This window comes from Allobosea sp. NPDC055594 (assembly GCF_053618995.1).
Genome location: NZ_JBSHIO010000004.1, coordinates 248,183 through 265,588, shown reverse-complemented (window position 1 = coordinate 265,588; position 17,406 = coordinate 248,183). Strand labels below are relative to the sequence as shown.

At 67.1% G+C, this 17,406-nt stretch carries 16 protein-coding genes; 6 read left to right on the top strand and 10 right to left on the bottom strand.

Going from position 1 to position 17,406, the window contains the following annotated elements:
* Nucleotides 1-232 precede the first annotated feature (232 nt).
* The gene (locus ACWGRX_RS10790) at nucleotides 233-2,146 is read left to right on the top strand and encodes an AI-2E family transporter (RefSeq protein WP_452117540.1); all 1,914 of its coding nucleotides are present in this window, start codon (nucleotides 233-235) and stop codon (nucleotides 2,144-2,146) included.
* A 75-nt stretch (nucleotides 2,147-2,221) separates the two neighbouring features.
* Here ACWGRX_RS10790 and ahcY read toward each other — a convergent pair whose 3' ends face one another.
* From ahcY to ACWGRX_RS10760, 6 genes are all read right to left on the bottom strand, one after another.
* The gene (gene ahcY, locus ACWGRX_RS10785; RefSeq protein ID WP_291638489.1) at nucleotides 2,222-3,622 is read right to left on the bottom strand and encodes an adenosylhomocysteinase; all 1,401 of its coding nucleotides are present in this window, start codon (nucleotides 3,620-3,622) and stop codon (nucleotides 2,222-2,224) included.
* Between the two features lie 229 nt (nucleotides 3,623-3,851).
* A complete protein-coding gene (locus ACWGRX_RS10780; RefSeq protein WP_291646238.1) occupies nucleotides 3,852-4,169 on the bottom strand; it encodes an HPr family phosphocarrier protein in 318 nt (105 codons plus the stop codon).
* Between the two features lie 17 nt (nucleotides 4,170-4,186).
* Nucleotides 4,187-4,588 (bottom strand): PTS sugar transporter subunit IIA, encoded by a 402-nt coding sequence (locus tag ACWGRX_RS10775; RefSeq protein WP_291638490.1) that lies wholly within the window; start codon nucleotides 4,586-4,588, stop codon nucleotides 4,187-4,189.
* A 104-nt stretch (nucleotides 4,589-4,692) separates the two neighbouring features.
* Nucleotides 4,693-5,148, bottom strand: coding sequence for an HPr kinase/phosphorylase (locus ACWGRX_RS10770; protein ID WP_452117539.1), 456 nt, complete (start codon nucleotides 5,146-5,148; stop codon nucleotides 4,693-4,695).
* On the bottom strand, nucleotides 5,145-6,950 hold the full coding sequence (locus tag ACWGRX_RS10765; protein ID WP_452117538.1) for a stimulus-sensing domain-containing protein: 1,806 nt from the start codon (nucleotides 6,948-6,950) through the stop codon (nucleotides 5,145-5,147). The genes ACWGRX_RS10770 and ACWGRX_RS10765 overlap by 4 nt, the downstream gene beginning before the upstream one ends.
* Nucleotides 6,951-7,013: 63 nt before the next feature.
* Entirely contained in the window at nucleotides 7,014-7,715 is a 702-nt protein-coding gene (locus tag ACWGRX_RS10760) for a response regulator transcription factor (protein WP_291646213.1), read from the bottom strand.
* 139 nt (nucleotides 7,716-7,854) lie between these two features.
* On the opposite strand from ACWGRX_RS10760, the gene ACWGRX_RS10755 reads away from it, so the two are divergent.
* From ACWGRX_RS10755 to ACWGRX_RS10745, 3 genes are all read left to right on the top strand, one after another.
* Nucleotides 7,855-8,604: a HugZ family pyridoxamine 5'-phosphate oxidase gene (locus ACWGRX_RS10755; protein ID WP_452117537.1), complete on the top strand. Its 750-nt coding sequence runs from the start codon at nucleotides 7,855-7,857 to the stop codon at nucleotides 8,602-8,604.
* 210 nt (nucleotides 8,605-8,814) lie between these two features.
* Nucleotides 8,815-10,425, top strand: coding sequence for a phosphoenolpyruvate carboxykinase (locus ACWGRX_RS10750; RefSeq protein WP_452117536.1), 1,611 nt, complete (start codon nucleotides 8,815-8,817; stop codon nucleotides 10,423-10,425).
* A gap of 146 nt (nucleotides 10,426-10,571) precedes the next feature.
* The gene (locus ACWGRX_RS10745) at nucleotides 10,572-11,582 is read left to right on the top strand and encodes an Lnb N-terminal periplasmic domain-containing protein (RefSeq protein WP_452117535.1); all 1,011 of its coding nucleotides are present in this window, start codon (nucleotides 10,572-10,574) and stop codon (nucleotides 11,580-11,582) included.
* Here ACWGRX_RS10745 and ACWGRX_RS10740 read toward each other — a convergent pair.
* Together ACWGRX_RS10740 and ACWGRX_RS10735 are read right to left on the bottom strand one after the other, a co-directional pair.
* Nucleotides 11,573-12,313 (bottom strand): M48 family metallopeptidase, encoded by a 741-nt coding sequence (locus ACWGRX_RS10740; RefSeq protein ID WP_291638497.1) that lies wholly within the window; start codon nucleotides 12,311-12,313, stop codon nucleotides 11,573-11,575. The genes ACWGRX_RS10745 and ACWGRX_RS10740 overlap by 10 nt on opposite strands.
* A gap of 58 nt (nucleotides 12,314-12,371) precedes the next feature.
* Nucleotides 12,372-13,673 carry a polyhydroxyalkanoate depolymerase gene (locus ACWGRX_RS10735; RefSeq protein ID WP_452117534.1) on the bottom strand — a complete coding sequence of 434 codons (1,302 nt, stop codon included), beginning with the start codon at nucleotides 13,671-13,673 and terminating at the stop codon, nucleotides 12,372-12,374.
* 195 nt (nucleotides 13,674-13,868) lie between these two features.
* On the opposite strand from ACWGRX_RS10735, the gene ACWGRX_RS10730 reads away from it, so the two are divergent.
* Both ACWGRX_RS10730 and ACWGRX_RS10725 read left to right on the top strand, forming a co-directional pair.
* The gene (locus ACWGRX_RS10730) at nucleotides 13,869-15,218 is read left to right on the top strand and encodes an ActS/PrrB/RegB family redox-sensitive histidine kinase (RefSeq protein ID WP_291646206.1); all 1,350 of its coding nucleotides are present in this window, start codon (nucleotides 13,869-13,871) and stop codon (nucleotides 15,216-15,218) included.
* 145 nt (nucleotides 15,219-15,363) lie between these two features.
* The gene (locus tag ACWGRX_RS10725; protein WP_291638501.1) at nucleotides 15,364-15,927 is read left to right on the top strand and encodes an ActR/PrrA/RegA family redox response regulator transcription factor; all 564 of its coding nucleotides are present in this window, start codon (nucleotides 15,364-15,366) and stop codon (nucleotides 15,925-15,927) included.
* A 9-nt stretch (nucleotides 15,928-15,936) separates the two neighbouring features.
* Here ACWGRX_RS10725 and ACWGRX_RS10720 read toward each other — a convergent pair whose 3' ends face one another.
* Nucleotides 15,937-16,782, bottom strand: a complete 846-nt coding sequence (locus tag ACWGRX_RS10720) for a hypothetical protein (RefSeq protein ID WP_452117533.1) — start codon at nucleotides 16,780-16,782, stop codon at nucleotides 15,937-15,939.
* A gap of 102 nt (nucleotides 16,783-16,884) precedes the next feature.
* Nucleotides 16,885-17,349 (bottom strand): DNA repair putative endonuclease MmcB, encoded by a 465-nt coding sequence (gene mmcB / locus ACWGRX_RS10715; RefSeq protein WP_291638503.1) that lies wholly within the window; start codon nucleotides 17,347-17,349, stop codon nucleotides 16,885-16,887.
* Nucleotides 17,350-17,406 lie beyond the last annotated feature (57 nt).

Here is a 17,406-nt window from a genome sequence, read left to right as displayed (position 1 = left end):
TCCGGCCGCGACCCGCCTGGGCGGTCGAGGGCTCGAATCACTGCCACTCTACTCATCGGGAGAGTCCGGCAGGAAGTGCTTAATCGACGGTAAAGTCGGATCGGGCGGCGCAGCCCCGAAACGGGACGGTCGGGACCGGGGTTGGCCAGGACCGGAGCACGGCGCTTTCGCGGTGCACGACCGGATCATTTTCGCCGGTGCCGCGTTGTCGGCTCGGATAGAGGGGGGTGCGATGGCGAGCGGGCGGGAGAACGGGCAGGCGCGGCTGCCGGATTCGGGCAAGGCGGGGTCTTTCACCGGCGCAACGATCATGCCGGACGCCCTGCCGCCTCTGATGGTGCTGGTCGGCGCGATCGCGGTGCTCTATTTCGCCCGGGAGGTCTTCATGCCTCTCGCCATCGCGGTGCTCCTCACCTTCGCACTGGCGCCGGTCGTCTCGATGATCCGCAAATCCGGCATGCCCCGCATGCCGGCGGTCATCGCCGCGGTCACGGCGGCCTTCATCGCGATCTCCGCCTTCAGCTTCGTCGTCGTGACGCAGGTCGGCGAGCTCGCGCAGCAATTGCCGACCTATCAGTCGAATATTCTGACGAAAATCAGGTCGGCCAAGGACACGGGCACCGGCAGTGGCATCGTCAAGCGGATCACCGATGCCGTCGAGCGGGTCGGCAAGGAGATCAGCCAGCCCGAGGATACAAGCCAGACCGTCGAGAGCCAGCGCTCGGCGAATCCGATCCTCGTCGAGATCTATTCGCCCGAGAGGCCCATCCAGCTGCTGACCAGCATGATCCTGTCCCTGGTCGGGCCGCTCGCGACCGCCGGACTGGTCATCGTCGTGGTGATCTTCATGCTGCTCGAGCGGGAGGATCTGCGCGACCGCTTCATCCGCCTGGTCGGCTACAGCGACCTGCACCGGACCACCGAAGCGCTGCAGGACGCCGGCAGCCGCGTCGGCCGCTATCTCCTGATGCAGCTCGTCGTGAACGTCACCTATGGCATTCCGGTCGCCCTCGGCCTCTGGCTGATCGGCATCCCCAATGCGATGCTCTGGGGCGCGCTCGCCATCATCCTGCGCTTCGTGCCCTATATCGGCCCCGCCATCTCGATGGTGCTGCCGCTCTTCCTGGCTGTCGCGGTCTCGCCGGACTGGTCGCTCGTGCTCTGGGTCGTGGCGCTCTTTCTCGTCATGGAGCTGATCAGCAACAATGTCGTCGAGCCCTGGCTCTATGGCTCGGGGACCGGGCTATCCCCGCTCGCCATCATCGTCGCCGCGATCTTCTGGACCTGGCTCTGGGGGCCGGTCGGCCTGGTGCTCTCGACGCCGCTGACCGTCTGCCTCGTCGTCCTCGGCAAGCATGTGCCGCAGTTCCGCTTCTTCGAGGTCCTGTTCGGCAGCGAACCGGTGCTCGATCCCGAAGCCCGGCTCTATCAGCGCCTGCTCGCCAACGACCCGGACGAGGCGACCGACCAGCTCGACGAGCTGCTCGAGGAGCAATCCCTGCCCGAGGTCTATGGCCGGGTCGCGATCCCGGCGCTGATCCTCGCCGAGCGTGATCGCGCCCGCGGGGTGATGAGCGCCGAGCAGCGCGAGAGCGTCGCGGCGACGGCGCGCGCCCTGGTCGCCAATCTCGGCGAGTTCGCGGAGCCGCGGGCCGGTTCGGACGAGGCCGAGAAAGGCGAGGCGGCGCAGCCTGGCGACGAAGCCGGGCGGGATGGGCGGCTGCCGGCGCTGGCCGGCCGGACCGTCCTCTGTCTCGGTGGCAGGAACGCCCTCGACGATGCGAGCGCCGCCATGCTCGCGCAGGTCCTGCTCCATCAGGGCGCGGACGCGTCAAGCGCCGGCTTCGCCGATCTGGAGGCCGCAAGGCTGCGGGCGCTGCTCGCCGCGGGGCCGGACGCGGTCCTGCTCTGCCTGCTGAGCCGCGATTCCCTGCGCCATGGCCGCTTCCTGGTGCGGCGCCTGAAGCGGGCCCGGCCCGATCTGCGGATCGGTCTGGTGTTCTGGCGCGATCCGGCCGAGCCGCGTGGAGCCGAGGAGAGTGCTGCCGCGGTCGACGTCGATTTCATTGCCCACGATATCGAGGAAGCGGTCGCCGGGCTTGGCCCTGTCCGCAGCGAGCCCGTAGCGGCGGCTGCCGCCGGCTGAGGGGCCGCAATGCAGGCGCCATGAAAAAAGCCCGGCGCGAGGCCGGGCTTTCGTCGTCTCAGCGGTTCTTGCCGCTCAGTAGCGATAGAGTTCCGGCTTGAACGGGCCGGTCTGCGCGAGACCGAGATATTTCGACTGCGCGTCGGTCAGCACGGTCAGCTTGGCGCCGACCTTGGCGAGATGCAGCGCCGCGACCTTCTCGTCGAGATGCTTGGGCAGCGTGTAGACCTTGTTCTCGTACTTGGCGTGGTGGTTCCACAGCTCGATCTGGGCCAGCGTCTGGTTCGAGAACGAGCAGGACATCACGAAGGACGGGTGGCCGGTCGCGTTGCCGAGATTCACCAGGCGGCCTTCCGAGAGCAGGATGATGCGCTTGCCGTCGGGGAACTCGACCTCGTCGACCTGCGGCTTGACGTTGTCCCACTTGAAGTTCTTCAGGCCGGCGACCTGAATCTCCGAGTCGAAATGGCCGATATTGCAGACGATGGCGCGGTGCTTCATCGCACGCATGTGGTCGACGGTGATGACGTCGCAATTGCCGGTGGCGGTCACGAAGATGTCGCCGCGCGAGGTGGCGTCTTCCATGGTGACGACCTCATAGCCCTCCATCGCCGCCTGCAGGGCGCAGATCGGGTCGATTTCGGTGACGAGCACGCGGCAGCCGGCCTGGCGCAGCGAGGCGGCCGAGCCCTTGCCGACGTCGCCATAGCCGGCGACGACCGCGACCTTGCCGGACATCATCACGTCGGTGCCGCGGCGGATGGCGTCGACCAGCGACTCGCGGCAGCCATAGAGGTTGTCGAACTTCGACTTGGTGACGCTGTCGTTGACGTTGATCGCCGGGAAGGGCAGGCGGCCGGCCTTGGCAAGGTCGTAGAGGCGATGCACGCCCGTGGTGGTCTCCTCCGAGACGCCCTTGATCGCGGCGCGGGTCTTGGTGAACCAGCCCGGATTGGCGGCGAGCTCGCGCTTGATCAGCTTGAAGAAGATCGTCTCTTCCTCATTGCCCGGCTTGTCGAGGAAGGCGGCATTGCCGGCCTCGGCCTCGGCGCCGAGGATGATCAGCATGGTCAGGTCGCCGCCATCGTCGAGGATCATGTTCGGCGTGCCGCCATCGCCCCAGGTGGCGGTGCGCAGCACGTATTCCCAGTACTCCTCCAGCGTCTCGCCCTTGATCGCGAAGACCGGCGTGCCGGTGGCGGCGATCGCGGCGGCGGCGTGGTCCTGGGTCGAGAAGATGTTGCAGGACGACCAGCGCACATCGGCGCCGAGATCCTTCAGGGTCTCGATCAGCACCGCGGTCTGGATGGTCATGTGCAGGCAGCCGGCGATGCGTGCGCCCTTCAGCGGGTTCTTGCCCTTGTGCTCGGCGCGGATCGCCATCAGGCCCGGCATCTCGTCCTGGGCCATGTTGATCTCCTTGCGGCCGAAATCCGCAAGCGTGATGTCCTTGACGACGTAGTCCTGCTTCGACACGGGAGCGCTCCAATCGATGGTTCTGCGATGATGGAGGGCTCTCTAGCAGGGCTGCCGGCAGAGCGCAATCAAAGATATAAAGATGTCTTTATGTCTCGCCGTGGCGGGCCGGCAAACACGTGATGCCCGGCCTGACCGGGGCAAGACATGGTGAGCGTACAGGGCTGCTGCCTCGTTCTGGGAGAGGGCCGGGTCTGCGTTGCGCTCCGCCCGGGAAGACGGCCGAAGCCTATTCGCCTTCGCCGAACCGGTCGGCGACCAGCGCTTCCAGCGCCTTCAGGGCCTGCTGAGCCTCGTTGCCCTGCGCGACGACGGTGATGGTCGAGCCGATGCCGGCGCCGAGCGTCAGAATGCCCATGATCGAGGTCGCGCCGACGGTCTCGCCACAGCGGCTCACGGTGATGTCGGCGTCGAAGCCCGAGGCGCATTGCACGAATTTCGCCGTGGCGCGGGCGTGCAGGCCCTTCTTGTTGACGATCTCGAACTCGCCATGGACGGCCCCGGCCGGGATTTCGACCTCCGAACAGTCGCAGTCCTCTTCGCGCATCTCGTCCAACTCGGCCCTCATTTGCCCGCAAGCACGCGGCTGGCGACCGTGATGTATTTGCGGCCGGCATCCTGCGCGCTGGTGACGGCTTCGTCGAGGGTCTTTTCCTCGCGCACGCTGGCGAGCTTGATCAGCATCGGCAGATTGATCCCGGCGACGACGTCGATGCGGCCGGGCTCCATCACCGAGATGGCGAGATTGGAAGGCGTGCCGCCGAACATGTCGGTGAGCACGATGACGCCTTTGCCGCTCTCGACCTGCTCGACTGCCGCGATGATGTCGCGGCGACGACCTTCCATGTCGTCATCGGGGGCGATGGCGATCGTGGCGAGGTTTTCCTGAGGGCCGACGACGTGTTCAAGGGCGGCGCGGAATTCCGTCGCCAGGTGCCCATGCGTCACAAGCACGAGTCCGATCATTCAACACCACCGGAGAGCGCCTGTGGCGCCCGGACAAGGTCGCGGTTTATGCGGCAGGTGCGAAGGATAGGCAAGCGCTTGTCTCGAACTCGTCGAATCTGAGCTTAGGCCGCCCCGGTGAAAAGTGCGAGTGCTGCGAGCACCAGATGTTCGTCGCCGGCCCGCCCGGTCACCCGCAGCCGCGGTAGTGCGATGCCCGCCAGCGTATCCACCAGCTCTTCGGGTTCCGGCATGCGCTGCGGCTCGGTGCCGCAGTCGACGACGAGGCGGATCACCACGGCGCCGAGATGCGGCTCGGGTGTCAGGCCGAGGCCGCGGCGCTCGACCAGTCCTTCGAGCGGTGCGACCGGCCGGGCGATCAACCGCCCGGCGCGGGCCGCGATCCCGGTGCGGTCATCGGAGACCAGCCGCGCGAACTGCCCTTGCGCCCGCGCCAGGCCGATCAGGGCGAGCGCGAGGCTCGATTTGCCGGAGCCGGCAGGGCCGCGGATCAGGATGCCGGTCTCGCCGATCGCGACGGCGCCGGCATGCAGGGTCTCGGGACGTTTCATCTTGCTCATGCCGGTTGCGGCGCAGCCGGCAGGCGAACCACGAAGCGCGCGCCCAGCGGCTTGTCCTCGCCTTCCGACTGCTCGGACTCGTAGCGGTTCTCCGCCCGGATCGTGCCGCGATGCGCCTCGATGATCTGGCGCGAGATCGACAGGCCGAGGCCGGAATTCTGGCCGAAGCCATGTTCCGGCCGGTCGGTGTAGAAGCGCTCGAAGATCCGCTCCAGCGCATGGGACGGAATGCCCGGCCCGTCATCCTCGACGGTGATCAGCACATCTGCGGCGACGCGCGAGAGCTTGATCCTCACAGGTTTGTCGGCTGGCGAGAAGGAGCGGGCGTTCTCGATCAGGTTGACGATGACCTGTCCCAGGCGGGAATCGTGGCCGAGCACGCGGAAGACGTTGCTGCCGGCCGGCGCGGCCGGCCGCTGCCCGCGTCGCTCGATCGAGAGCTCTACCTCCGGCTGGCCCTCGCGGCGGGTCTGGTTCTGCACCGAGACCACCGCCTCGAGCAATTGCGCGACGTCGAGCGGCACGGCGTCGTCGCGGGCGAGCTCGGCATCGAGCCGCGAAGCGTCGGAGATGTCCGAGATCAGCCGGTCGAGCCGCTTCACATCGTGCTGGATCACCGCCAGCAGGCGGCCGCGGGATTCGTCGCTCTTCGCCAAAGGCAGCGTCTCGACGGCGCTGCGCAGCGAGGTCAGCGGATTCTTCAGCTCATGGGCGACGTCGGCGGCGAAGCTCTCGATCGCCTCGATGCGGTCGTAGAGCGCGCGCGTCATCTCGCGGAAGGAGGCGGAGAGATGGCCGATCTCGTCATGGCGGCTGGAGAAGTCCGGGACCTCCTCGCGCGACTTGACGCCGCGGCGGACGCGCTGGGCGGCGTCGGCGAGCTTGCGGATCGGCTCGGCGATGGTGCCGGCGAGCAGCACCGAAAGCACGATCATCACGCCGGCGGCGACGGTGAAGGCCTGGAAGATGGCGTAGCGGTCGGCGGAGATGACGCTGTCGATGTCCCCGCCCTGCGTCGAGAGCAGCAGGGCGCCGCGCACGGCCCGGAAGCGCTGCACCGGAACGGCGACCGAGACGATGGTCTCGCCGCGGGTGTTGACGCGCACCACGCTCGCCGGCGAGCCGGCGAGCGCGCGGGCGACTTCGGTATAGGATTTGCCGTTGGCATTGGCGAAATCGTCGTAGACGGGCAGGTCGGCGCGCCCGAGCCGGTTGCGGAACAGGTTCCAGGTCCGTTCCAGCAGCGGCGGCTCGTCGGATTCGCCGACGCGGGGCAGGTCGAGCCGCATGATGTCGCCGCGCGAGTAGAGGTTGCGCGAATCGAGCGTCAGCATCCCGTCCTTGTCGTAGATTCGGGCCCGCGTCTTGGTCGGAGTGACCAGCCGGCGCAGCAGCGGCGCGACCTTTTCCGGATTGATCGAGAAATCGAGCGGGTCCTCGGCGATCAGGCCGCTTTCACCGGCCTGCATCTGCAAGAGCTTGTCGGGGTCGATCGCGATCGTGTCGGTCTCGACCGTGGCGGAGGCGGCGATCGCGCCGGCGATGATCTCGCCCTGGGTCAGAAGGCTCTGGACCCGCGCTTCGATCAGCCCCTCTCGGAACTGGTTGAGATAGAGGAAGCCGACGAGCAGCGCCACGAGCCCGGCGAGGTTGAGGACGACGATGCGCCGGGTCAGGCTCGAGGCGGCGCGGGCCGAGACGGCACGCACCGCGCGCCGGCCGATCAGCGCCAGCCGGCGGCGCAGCGTCGAGATCCAGCCCGGAGCGGCAGGGTGGGTCCCTTCCTTTTCGATCGTCGCCATAACCGGCTCATATCCTCGCAATGCGAGCCTGTGAATCCGTTATCGGCGGCACCGATGCCGGGCTCAGCTCTCCTTGAAGCGATAGCCGACGCCGTATAGCGTCTCGATCATGTCGAACTCCGGATCGACCTGGTTGAACTTCTTGCGCAGCCGCTTGATGTGACTGTCGATCGTGCGGTCGTCGACATAGACCTCGTCGTCATAGGCGGCATCCATCAGGGCATTGCGGCTCTTCACCACGCCCGGGCGCTGCGCCAGCGACTGCAGGATCAGGAACTCTGTCACCGTCAGCGTCACCGCCTCGCCCTTCCAGGTGCAGGTGTGGCGCTCCGGGTCCATGCGCAGCAGGCCGCGCTCGAGCGCCTTGGCGTCCTCGGTGCGGGCCGGGGCTGCGGCGTCCTTGGCGCCGGCACGACGCAGGATCGCCTTGACGCGCTCGACCAGGAGGCGCTGCGAGAACGGCTTCCGGATGAAGTCGTCGGCGCCCATCTTCAGGCCGAAGAGCTCGTCGATCTCCTCGTCCTTCGAGGTCAGGAAGATCACCGGCAGATCGGATTTCTGGCGCAGGCGGCGCAGCAGCTCCATCCCGTCCATGCGCGGCATCTTGATGTCGAAAATGGCGAGGTCGGGCGGATTCTGCTTCAGCCCGTCCAGCGCCGAGGCGCCGTCGGTATAGGTCAGGATCCGGTAACCTTCGGCCTCGAGTGCAATGGAGACCGACGTCAGGATGTTGCGGTCGTCGTCGACCAGCGCAATGGTTGGCATAAGGCTTTCATCTCTCGACGTTGCAATCAAAGGGTCCACTCTCGCGCGAGAACGGCCAAAGCATGGCTGCAATCTAGCCATGCCGAGGCGGTTTCGCTACGTCTCACCCTGAAAAACCCTGCAGGAACGGAAAAGTGCCATGGCGATCGACCCGATCCGCCCGACCGATGCGACGGCGCGCGGTCTGGCGAAGACATTGCTGCGCAGCACGCGCTCGGCCGCGCTGGCGACGCTGACGCGCGAGGGCCATCCCTTCGCCAGCCTGACCAGCCTCGCCACCGATGTCGACGGCACGCCGCTGATCCTGATCTCGGCGCTCTCCGGCCATACCGGGAATCTCGAGGCCGATCCGCGCGCCTCGCTTTTGCTCGCGCCCGGCGGCAAGGGTGATCCGCTCGCCCACCCCCGCATCACCCTCCAGGTCCGGGCGCAGAAGGTCGAGCGCGACAGCGCGGAGGGCCGGCGCATCCGCCGGCGCTTCCTCGCCCGCCAGCCGAAGGCGTCGCTCTATGCCGATTTTCCGGACTTCTCCTTCTTCGCCCTCAGGCTCGGGCGCGCCAGCCTGAATGGCGGCTTCGGCAAGGCCTATGAACTGGAGGCGGCCGATCTCGTGAGCGACTGCACCCAGGCACAGGCCCTGATCGAGGCCGAGGAAGGCGCGGTCGCGCACATGAATGCCGACCATGCCGACGCGGTCAGGCTCTACGCCACCGCACTGCTCGGGGCCAAGGACGGCGCCTGGCGGATCAGCAGCCTCGACCCCGATGGCTGCGATCTCTCGCTCGGCGACAAGGTGCTGCGGCTGAATTTCGACGAGCCGGTGACCAGCCCCGATGCCCTGCGCAAGACCCTCGTCGCGCTCGCCGCCAAGGCGCGAGCCGGCAGCTGACCGCGACGATTCACCACGCCTGCTTTTTCAAACGATTTAGAAGGTGATCCGCCGGCTTGCCCCGCTCCAGGTGACTTGAGCCGGCCTCGTCATGCGCCTAAAGAGCCGTCGCAGTCATCGCCCTTCAGCGCGGGTCGCTTCATCTGACCCCGTTTCATTCGCAAGCGCCGGCGTCCAAAGCAGGCGGCTACATGGCAGGAGGAATTGCCAGTGGAGACCATCGGTCACGTCAACGCCGCCCATGGCGCGGACAAGTTCGGCCTGCAGCGGCTCAAGGCGGTCTACTGGAACCTCGAGGCGGCCCGGCTTTATGAGGAATCCCTGAAGCGCGGCGAATCGCAGATCGCCCGCGGCGGCGCGCTCTGCGCCGATACAGGCAGCCATACCGGCCGTTCGCCCAAGGACAAGTTCGTCGTCCGCGACGCGCTGACCGAGAGCACCGTCTGGTGGGACAATAACGGCGCGATCTCGTCCGAGCAGTTCGATGTCCTGCTCGCCGATTTCCTGAAACATGCCGAGGGGCGCGAGCTGTTCGCGCAGGACCTCTATGGCGGCGCCGATCCGGCTCACCGGGTCAAGGCCCGCGTCTTCACCGAATTCGCCTGGCATTCGCTCTTCATCCGCAATCTCCTGATCCGCCCCGAGGCGGCCGAGATCGCCTCCTATGTGCCCGAGCTGACCATCGTCGACCTGCCGAGCTTCCGCGCCGACCCGAAGCGCCATGGCTGCCGCAGCGAGACGGTGATCGCGATCGACTTCACCCGCAAGATCGTGCTGATCGGCGGCACCGCCTATGCCGGCGAGATGAAGAAGTCGGTCTTCACCTATCTGAACTACACGCTGCCGACCAAGGGCGTGGTGCCGATGCACTGCTCGGCCAATGTCGGGCGCAATGACGATCCGGCCGTGTTCTTCGGCCTCTCCGGCACCGGCAAGACCACGCTCTCGGCCGATCCCGACCGCACCCTGATCGGTGACGACGAGCATGGCTGGTCGAAGGAAGGCATCTTCAATTTCGAGGGTGGCTGCTACGCCAAGACGATCAAGCTCTCGGCCGAGGCCGAGCCGCAGATCTATGCGGCCTCGCAGCGCTTCGGCACGGTGCTCGAGAACATCGTCATGGACCCGATCTCGCGCGAGGTCGATTTCGACGACCAGACCAAGACCGAGAACACCCGCTCGGCCTATCCGCTCGACTTCATCCCGAACGCCTCGCGCACCGGCCGTGCCGGCACGCCGAAGAACATCGTGATGCTGACGGCCGACGCCTTCGGCGTGATGCCGCCGATCGCCAAGCTGACCCCGGCCGAGGCGATGTACCACTTCCTCTCCGGCTACACCGCCAAGGTCGCCGGCACCGAGCGCGGTCTGGTCGGCGTGCAGCCGGAGTTCTCGACCTGCTTCGGTTCGCCCTTCCTGCCGCGCCACCCGTCGGAATACGCCAATCTGCTGCGCGACTTCATCGCCAAGCACCATGTCGATTGCTGGCTGGTGAACACCGGCTGGACCGGCGGCGGCTATGGCGTCGGCCGGCGCATGCCGATCCGCGTCACGCGGCGCCTGCTGACGGCGGCGCTCGACGGGTCGCTGAACCGCGCCGATTTCCGCCGGGATCCCTATTTCGGCTTCGCCGTTCCCACTTCGGTGCCCGGCGTCGAGCCGCACATCCTCTATCCCGTGAAGACTTGGCAGGATAAGGCCGCTTTCGCCGAGACCGCCAAGAACCTGATCGGCATGTTCGCCAAGAACTTCGAGAAGTTCGAGGCCCATGTCGACGACGCGGTGAAGGCGGCGGCGCCGACGAACTCGCTCGCCGCCTGAGCGTGCGTCGCGACGTCATGCTGGCGCGCGCTCCGTTCTGCCGATATCGGCAGAACGACAAGAATTCGCGCCAGATCAAGACCTTGAGCATGTTCTGATCGCAAAAGTGGCTACCACTTTTGCGGAACATGCTATGAGAGGCGGCGATGAGCCGCCTCTTTCTTTTTCTCCTGCAAGCGTTGCTGACGCTCGTTGTTCTCGGCGCCACACTGTGGGGCGCCGGGCTCCTGGTCTTTCGCGTGCCGGGGGCGATGGGCACTGCCGGTGCGGTCGCCTTCGGGCTCGCCGGCCTTGCGGGCGCGATCGGCCTGTGGACCGGTGCGCCGCGGCTGCCCTTGTCCTTCGCCGTGCTCTTCATCGGCCTGCTCGGCTGGTGGAGCAGCATGCAGCCCTCGCATCAGCGCGACTGGATTCCCGAGCTGGCCCGGCTGCCCGAGATCGCTCGCGAGGGCGACAAGCTCACCGTCAGTAATTTCCGCAATTTCCGCTGGCGTACCGAAGCCGATTACGACCAGCGCTGGGAGACGCGCAGCTACGACCTGAGTAAGGTCGAGGGCATCGACCTTTTCCTCTCCTACTGGTCGGGCGAGGCGATCGCCCACCTCTTGGTCAGCTTCAATTTCAGCGATTCCCTGCCGCTGACCTTCTCGATCGAGGTCAGGCGCGAGAAGGGCGAGGAATGGTCGTCGCTCGCCGGCTTTTTCCGGGTCTACGAGATGGCCTATGTCACCGCCGATGAGCGCGATGTCGTCGGCCTGCGCACCCATGCGCGCGGCGAGGATGTCCGGATGTTCCGTCTGCGCGCTTCGCCGGAACAGGCGCGCGAGGTGCTGCTCGCCTATGCCGCTGATGTGAACCGGCTCGCGGCGCAGCCGCGCTGGTACAACACCATCGCCACGAACTGCACCACGGTGGTCTACCGGCTCGTCGCCTCGGTCTCGCCGGGCTGGAGCTTCACGCTGCCGCTCGACCCGCGCGTCCTGCTCTCCGGCTATCTGCCGGGTTATCTCAAGGATATCGGCGCGGTCCGGCAGGATCTGCCGCTGGCGGAGCTGGTCCGGCTCGGCCGGATCAGCGAGCGGGCGAAGACGATCTCGCTCGACGACCCGGATTTCTCGCGGCTGATCCGCGAGGGCGTGCCGCGCGCTCAGCCATAGCCGTGCAGCGAGGCGCCATGGCGCTTCAGCCAGGCTTCGGCCTCCTCGGTGCGCGGGCAGAGTTTGTGGGTCAGGGCCCAGAAGCGGTGCGAATGGTTCATCTCCTTGAGATGCGCGACCTCATGGGCGGCGAGGTAGTCGAGCACCAAAGGCGGCGCCAGGATCAGCCGCCAGGAGAAATTGAGATGGCCCTTCGACGAGCATGAGCCCCAGCGGCTGGTGGTGTCGCGGATGGTGATTTTGCGGGCGGGGATGCCGAGCGTCGCCGTATGGACCCGCACGGCCCGCTCGAGATCGGCGAGCGCTTCGCGGCGCAGGAAGTCCTTGACCCTTCTTGCGACATGGGCGGCCTCGCCGCAGACCGTGATGATCGGCTCGCCATCGCTTGAAAGCGCGGCGCGGGTGACACCCCGCAGCTTGGTCCAGTGCATGATGCGGTGGGGCGTGCCGCGCAGCGGCACCAACGCGCCGGGCTCGAACGGCACGCCGGCCGGGCGCTTGGCCAGCCTTGCCGCGATCCAGCCGCCATGGTTCTGGGCAAAGCTGCGGCCCAGGGCGAAATCGGCGCGCTCCGGCAGGGTCAGCGTGACCTCGCCGGTCGCCTGCGAAACCCGCAGCGTCATGCGCCGCGCCGCGGCGCGTCGCTTCACGGCGACCGGATAGACGGCGCCGGCATGCGCGACCTCGATCCGGTCCGGATCGGGCTGGCGCTTGAACAGAGAGAACCGCATCGCCGCGATTGTGCGGGATTCGTGACGGGAGAGGAAGGGGCGGGCTTAGCCCGCCGCCTCAGCCTGCGACCTTCAGCGCCTTGCGGGCGGTCGTAGCGCTTTCGTTGCGGCGCTCGCTGGCGGCCTTCATGTCGAGCGTCAGCATGAAGTCGGAGATCCGCGGTGCGATCTCGGAGCGGAAGCGCGAGCCGTTGAAGACGCCGTAATGGCCGACGCCCATCTGCAGATACTCGGCCCGCAGATCGTCGGGGATGTTGACGCACAGATCATGCGCTGCCTTGGTCTGGCCGACGCCGGAAATGTCGTCCTTTTCGCCCTCGACCGTCATCAGCGCGACGCGGCGCACCGCCGTCAGATCGACCGGCTTGTCGCGGTGCATCAGCTCGCCCTTCGGCAGCGCGTGCTGGACGAAGACCTTGTCGACCGTCTCGAGATAGAACTCGGCGGTCAGGTCCATCACGGCGAGATATTCGTCGTAGAAATCACGGTGCTTCTCGGCCGAATCGCCGTCGCCGGCGACCAGGTGCTTGTACATGTCGTAATGCGCGGTCAGGTGGCGGTCGAAATTCATCGCCATGAAGCCCGAAAGCTGCAGGAAGCCGGGATAGACCTCGCGGAAGGCGCCGAGATGCGGGAACGGCACCCTTGTGATGCAGTTGCGGCGGAACCAGTCGGTGCCGCGTTCCATGGCGAGATCGTTGACCGCGGTCGGCGAGCGCCTGGTGTCGATCGGCCCGCCCATCAGCGTCATCGAGCGCGGCGCGTTCGGGTCGCCCTCGGCCTCCATCCGGGCGATCGCCGCGAGCACCGGCACGGAGGGCTGGCAGACGGCCATGACATGGGTGTCGGGGCCGAGCTTCTGCAGCATGGCGATGACGTAGTCGATATAGTCGTCGAGGTCGAAGCGGCCGGCCGCCATCGGCACCAGCCGGGCGTCGACCCAGTCGGTGATGTAGACCTCGTGATCGGGCAGGAAGGCCTCGACCGTGCCGCGCAGCAGCGTGGCGTAATGGCCCGACATCGGCGCGACCATCAGCACCTTGGGCTGCGGCTTGCGGCGCTGGCCGATCTGGCGGTCGAAATAGACCAGGTTGCAGAAGGGACGCTGCCAGACGACGCGTTCCTCGACTGCGACCCTGACGCCGCCGACCGTTGTCTCGGCGAGGCCGAAGGCCGGCTTGCCGTAGCGGCGCGTCGTCCGCTCGAACAATTCGCAGGAGGCGGCGACCGAGCGCCCGAACGGGGTGTAGGTCAGCGGATTCGCCGGGTTCTTGAAGGCGAGATGCATGGCATCGGACATGGCCCGCGCCGGGCTGACCATCATATGAACCGCTTCATAGGCATGATAGGCGAACGACATGGCAGTCCTCTCGTCCCGGCAGCTTCCGTTTCGCAGTGCCGAATTCTGAATGCACTGCAACAGGGGAACGCAGCGTAGATAGAATTTGTTCTCATTCAATCGTTCAAAGGGCTAAGATTTCCTTGTGATGCCGTTTAGACACAGATTTGCATCGCCAGAAGGCCTCGCCCGTTCCAGAGATTGCGCGTCCTGACCATGCCCGACATCTTCCCGGAAGCGCCGGTTCGCGCGCTTCGCCATCTGCGCCTCGACACATTGGTGCGCCTGCGCTGGCTCGCGATCGCAGGCCAGAGTCTCGCAGTGGCCGGCGTGCATTTCGGTCTCGGCTTCAGCTTGCCGTTCGGCTGGTGCTTCGTGGTGATCGCGGTATCCGCCTGGCTGAACATCGCGCTGCGTATCCGCTTCCCGCTCAGCCACCGCCTCCGCGAAGGCGCGGCGACGGCGCTGCTCGCCTTCGACATTCTGCAACTCGCGGCGCTGCTCTATCTCACCGGCGGCCTGCAGAATCCGTTCTCGATCCTGTTCCTGGCGCCGGTGATGATCTCGGCCACAGCTCTGCCGCCACGGCATACATTGGCGCTGGGCCTGCTGGCCGCCGCTCTTGCCAGTCTCCTCACCATAGCACATTGGCCGCTGCCCTGGTCCGGAGGCGACCGCCCGGTTCTGCCGCCCTATTATCAGGCCGGAAGCTGGATCGCCCTGCTGCTCGGCCTCGGCTTCACCGGCATCTATGCCTGGCGGGTCAGCAAGGAGGCGCATGATCTGTCAGCGGCGCTGGCGGCGACGGAATTGGTGCTGGCGCGCGAGCAGCATCTCTCGCAGCTCGATGGTCTTGCCGCCGCCGCCGCCCATGAGCTCGGCACGCCGCTGGCGACGATCACGCTGGTCGCGCGCGAACTGTCCCGGCTCGCGCCGCCCGAAGGCGAGATGGCCGACGACATCAACCTGCTGCGCGAGCAGGTCGAGCGCTGCCGCGGCATTCTCGGCAAGCTCGCCTCGCTTCAGGACGATGATGCCGGCCCGCTCGACCAGCTCTCGCTCAGCCTGCTGATCGAGGAGGCGGCGGGTCCGCAGCGCCCCTTCGGCGTGCCCTTCGAGATCACGCTGGTCGGCGACAAGCCGGAGCCGGTCTGCCGCCGCAATCCCGGCATGATCTACGGGCTCGGCAACATCGTCGACAATGCCGTCGACTTCGCCCGCTCCAAGGTGACCATAACCGCCCAGTGGACGCAGGGCGCCGTGGTCCTGACCATCGCCGATGACGGTCCGGGCTTCGCCTCCGAGGTGCTGATGCGTGCCGGCGAGCCCTATCTGTCGCGCTCGCGCGACAAGGAATCGCGTGCCGGCGGCGGCCTCGGCCTCGGCCTGTTCATCGCCAAGACGCTGCTCGAGCGCAGCGGCGCGGTGCTGGAATTCTCGAATCTGCCGCTGCCGGCGACAGGCGCTTCCATTCGCATGACCTGGCTGCGCGAGGTGTTCGAGCGGGATGATCGGCTGCTCGGACCTTCAAATTCCGAGCTTTCGGCCCTACATGCGACAGCATGAAGCCTTGCGGCGCCTCGCCGCGGCGGCCAATCGATGCCGGAGCGGTGTCGATGTGGAACATGCGAAACCGCGCTTCGCATCGGCGGCGTTCCGGCTTTAGAGTAGGGAGCCGGGCCAGGGCCCGGAGGAGATGAAGGCGATGGAAATGGCTCTCAACGCAGGCCAGGCCCAGGATGGCGCGGCCAGGGACATGTCCCTGCTGATCGTCGACGACGACAAGCCGTTCCTCAACCGCCTCGCCCGCGCCATGGAGGGCCGTGGCTATCTGGTTCGCCTCGCCGATTCGGTTCAGGCCGGGATTGCCGCCGTCGAGGAGGCCGCTCCGGCCTTTGCGGTGGTCGATCTGCGCCTCGGCGACGGCAACGGGCTCGACGTGATCGCCAGGCTGAAGGAGAAGCGGCCGGATGCGCGGGGCGTCGTGCTCACCGGCTACGGCAACATCGCGACCGCGGTCAGCGCGGTGAAGCTTGGTGCCTATGATTTCCTGGCCAAGCCCGCCGATGCCGACGAGATCCATTCCGCGCTCGCCGCCTCGCCGGATTCGCGCCCGGTGCCGCCGGAGAACCCGATGTCGGCCGATCGGGTGCGTTGGGAGCACATCCAGCGCGTCTACGAACTCTGCAGCCGCAATGTCTCCGAGACGGCCCGCCGTCTCGGCATGCATAGGCGCACCTTGCAGCGCATCCTCGCCAAGCGCGCCCCGCGCTGAGCCGCCGCTTCAGTTGCGGCAGGGACGCTTGCCGCGCCTGAGGTCGATGGCGACATCGGCGAGTTCGGCGCGCATCCCGCAATAGGTCGCCCGGCAGGAACCGCCGGGATCGCGCGTCGTCAGTCTGCCGGCCGGCGAGACGACGAGCGTGAGTCGGCATGGCCCCTTGACGCCCTCGAGTTCGAGCTGCCAGCCGGAGCCGAGCGGCCGGCCGATGCCTTCGACCTCGCAGGTATGTCCGTTCTGGCCGAGATGATCGAGGCTGATCTGGGCGCTGCCCGAGGAGGCCACATCGATCTTCAACTGCGACGAACGGCTGGAGAAGCAATAGCGGCCAGGCCTACGCAATTGCCCCGGCCCGGCAGCGCCGTTCTCGGCGGCCGCGACGGCTCGCACGCCGCGGCACGGCGTGGCCGATAGCCGCCAGCGCTCGTCCGGCGCCAGCGACGCAATGTCGGCGATCTTCCAGCTCTCGCCCGAGCGCAGGAATTCGAAGCGGAAATGGTTCGGCTTGCCGAAGCTGCGGAAACGGGCGTCGACGACGGCACGCTCGCCCTCCTGCCGGGCTTCCAGCCGCAGGCTGCGCGCGATCTCCGCCTCGTCGAAATCCTGTCCATTGATATGCAGACCGAAGTCGATGCATTCCTCGCGGTCATTGGTGTCGAACAGGCGCACCAGCGCCGGCTGGAAATAGCGATTGCGCGCTCCGGGTGCGCGCAGGCGGTCGATCGAGCTGCGTGCTCCACCGCCCTCATAGATCCCGCGGACGATCTCCTCGGGCGCCTGCGCCAGGGCGCTGCCCGCGGCCACAAGGAGGCCGAACATGGCGGCCGCGAGCCAGTTCAAGAGCTTCATCCCGACACCCCCTCGAGGCCGGTCGAGCCCAACCGCTTAGCGCAGGCGCTGCCGGGGGTCATGCACTCTAAGGCGGTAATCCGATCAGGCCCGCCGCGGCCTTCAGCGCGGGTCAGGATCCTCCAGCGCCGCGAGCCGCCCTGCCGCGAGCTTGGCGAAGGCGATGGTCAGCATCTTGCGACGGGCCGGGGCGAGCGGATGGCGCGGTGCGTCGCGCAGCATCTCGCCCCCCCAGGCATCGGCGATGATCAGCCCGACATCGTCCGGAATGATTTCGTGCGGGAATTCCGGCGCGACGGCGAACAGGAAGGCGTCGCAATAGTCGCGGTAATCCGGCCATTTTCCGTCGACGCGGTAGTCCTCCAGGCTCGACTTGACCTCGACGACCAGCAATTCGCCGCTCGATGACAGCGCGACGATGTCGCCGCGCCGGCCATTGGCGAAGGTCATCTCCTTGACGATGGCATAGCCGCGCTCGCGCAGATGCCGGGCGGCGCCGCGGCAGACGGCGCGGGTGACCTCCGGCCGGCTGGGAGCCGGGTTGAGGGTGGATTCGGTCGTGCTCATGCCTGCATGTTCTGCTTTTGTGCTTGTCGACGCAAGCTGGAATGCCGCTTTGCGACC

Bases quoted from the DNA above. Each gene is read 5' to 3' on its own strand.
- ACWGRX_RS10790 (WP_452117540.1), top strand. From the start codon at position 233: ATGGCGAGCGGGCGGGAGAACGGGCAGGCGCGGCTGCCGGATTCGGGC.
- ACWGRX_RS10720 (WP_452117533.1), bottom strand. From the start codon at position 16,782: ATGAAGCTCTTGAACTGGCTCGCGGCCGCCATGTTCGGCCTCCTTGTG.
- ACWGRX_RS10755 (WP_452117537.1), top strand. From the start codon at position 7,855: ATGGCGATCGACCCGATCCGCCCGACCGATGCGACGGCGCGCGGTCTG.
- ACWGRX_RS10760 (WP_291646213.1), bottom strand. From the start codon at position 7,715: ATGCCAACCATTGCGCTGGTCGACGACGACCGCAACATCCTGACGTCG.
- ACWGRX_RS10725 (WP_291638501.1), top strand. From the start codon at position 15,364: ATGGCTCTCAACGCAGGCCAGGCCCAGGATGGCGCGGCCAGGGACATG.
- ACWGRX_RS10770 (WP_452117539.1), bottom strand. From the start codon at position 5,148: ATGAGCAAGATGAAACGTCCCGAGACCCTGCATGCCGGCGCCGTCGCG.
- mmcB (WP_291638503.1), bottom strand. From the start codon at position 17,349: ATGAGCACGACCGAATCCACCCTCAACCCGGCTCCCAGCCGGCCGGAG.
- ACWGRX_RS10740 (WP_291638497.1), bottom strand. From the start codon at position 12,313: ATGCGGTTCTCTCTGTTCAAGCGCCAGCCCGATCCGGACCGGATCGAG.
- ACWGRX_RS10775 (WP_291638490.1), bottom strand. From the start codon at position 4,588: ATGATCGGACTCGTGCTTGTGACGCATGGGCACCTGGCGACGGAATTC.
- ACWGRX_RS10780 (WP_291646238.1), bottom strand. From the start codon at position 4,169: ATGCGCGAAGAGGACTGCGACTGTTCGGAGGTCGAAATCCCGGCCGGG.
- ACWGRX_RS10730 (WP_291646206.1), top strand. From the start codon at position 13,869: ATGCCCGACATCTTCCCGGAAGCGCCGGTTCGCGCGCTTCGCCATCTG.
- ACWGRX_RS10735 (WP_452117534.1), bottom strand. From the start codon at position 13,673: ATGTCGTTCGCCTATCATGCCTATGAAGCGGTTCATATGATGGTCAGC.
- ACWGRX_RS10765 (WP_452117538.1), bottom strand. From the start codon at position 6,950: ATGGCGACGATCGAAAAGGAAGGGACCCACCCTGCCGCTCCGGGCTGG.
- ACWGRX_RS10745 (WP_452117535.1), top strand. From the start codon at position 10,572: ATGAGCCGCCTCTTTCTTTTTCTCCTGCAAGCGTTGCTGACGCTCGTT.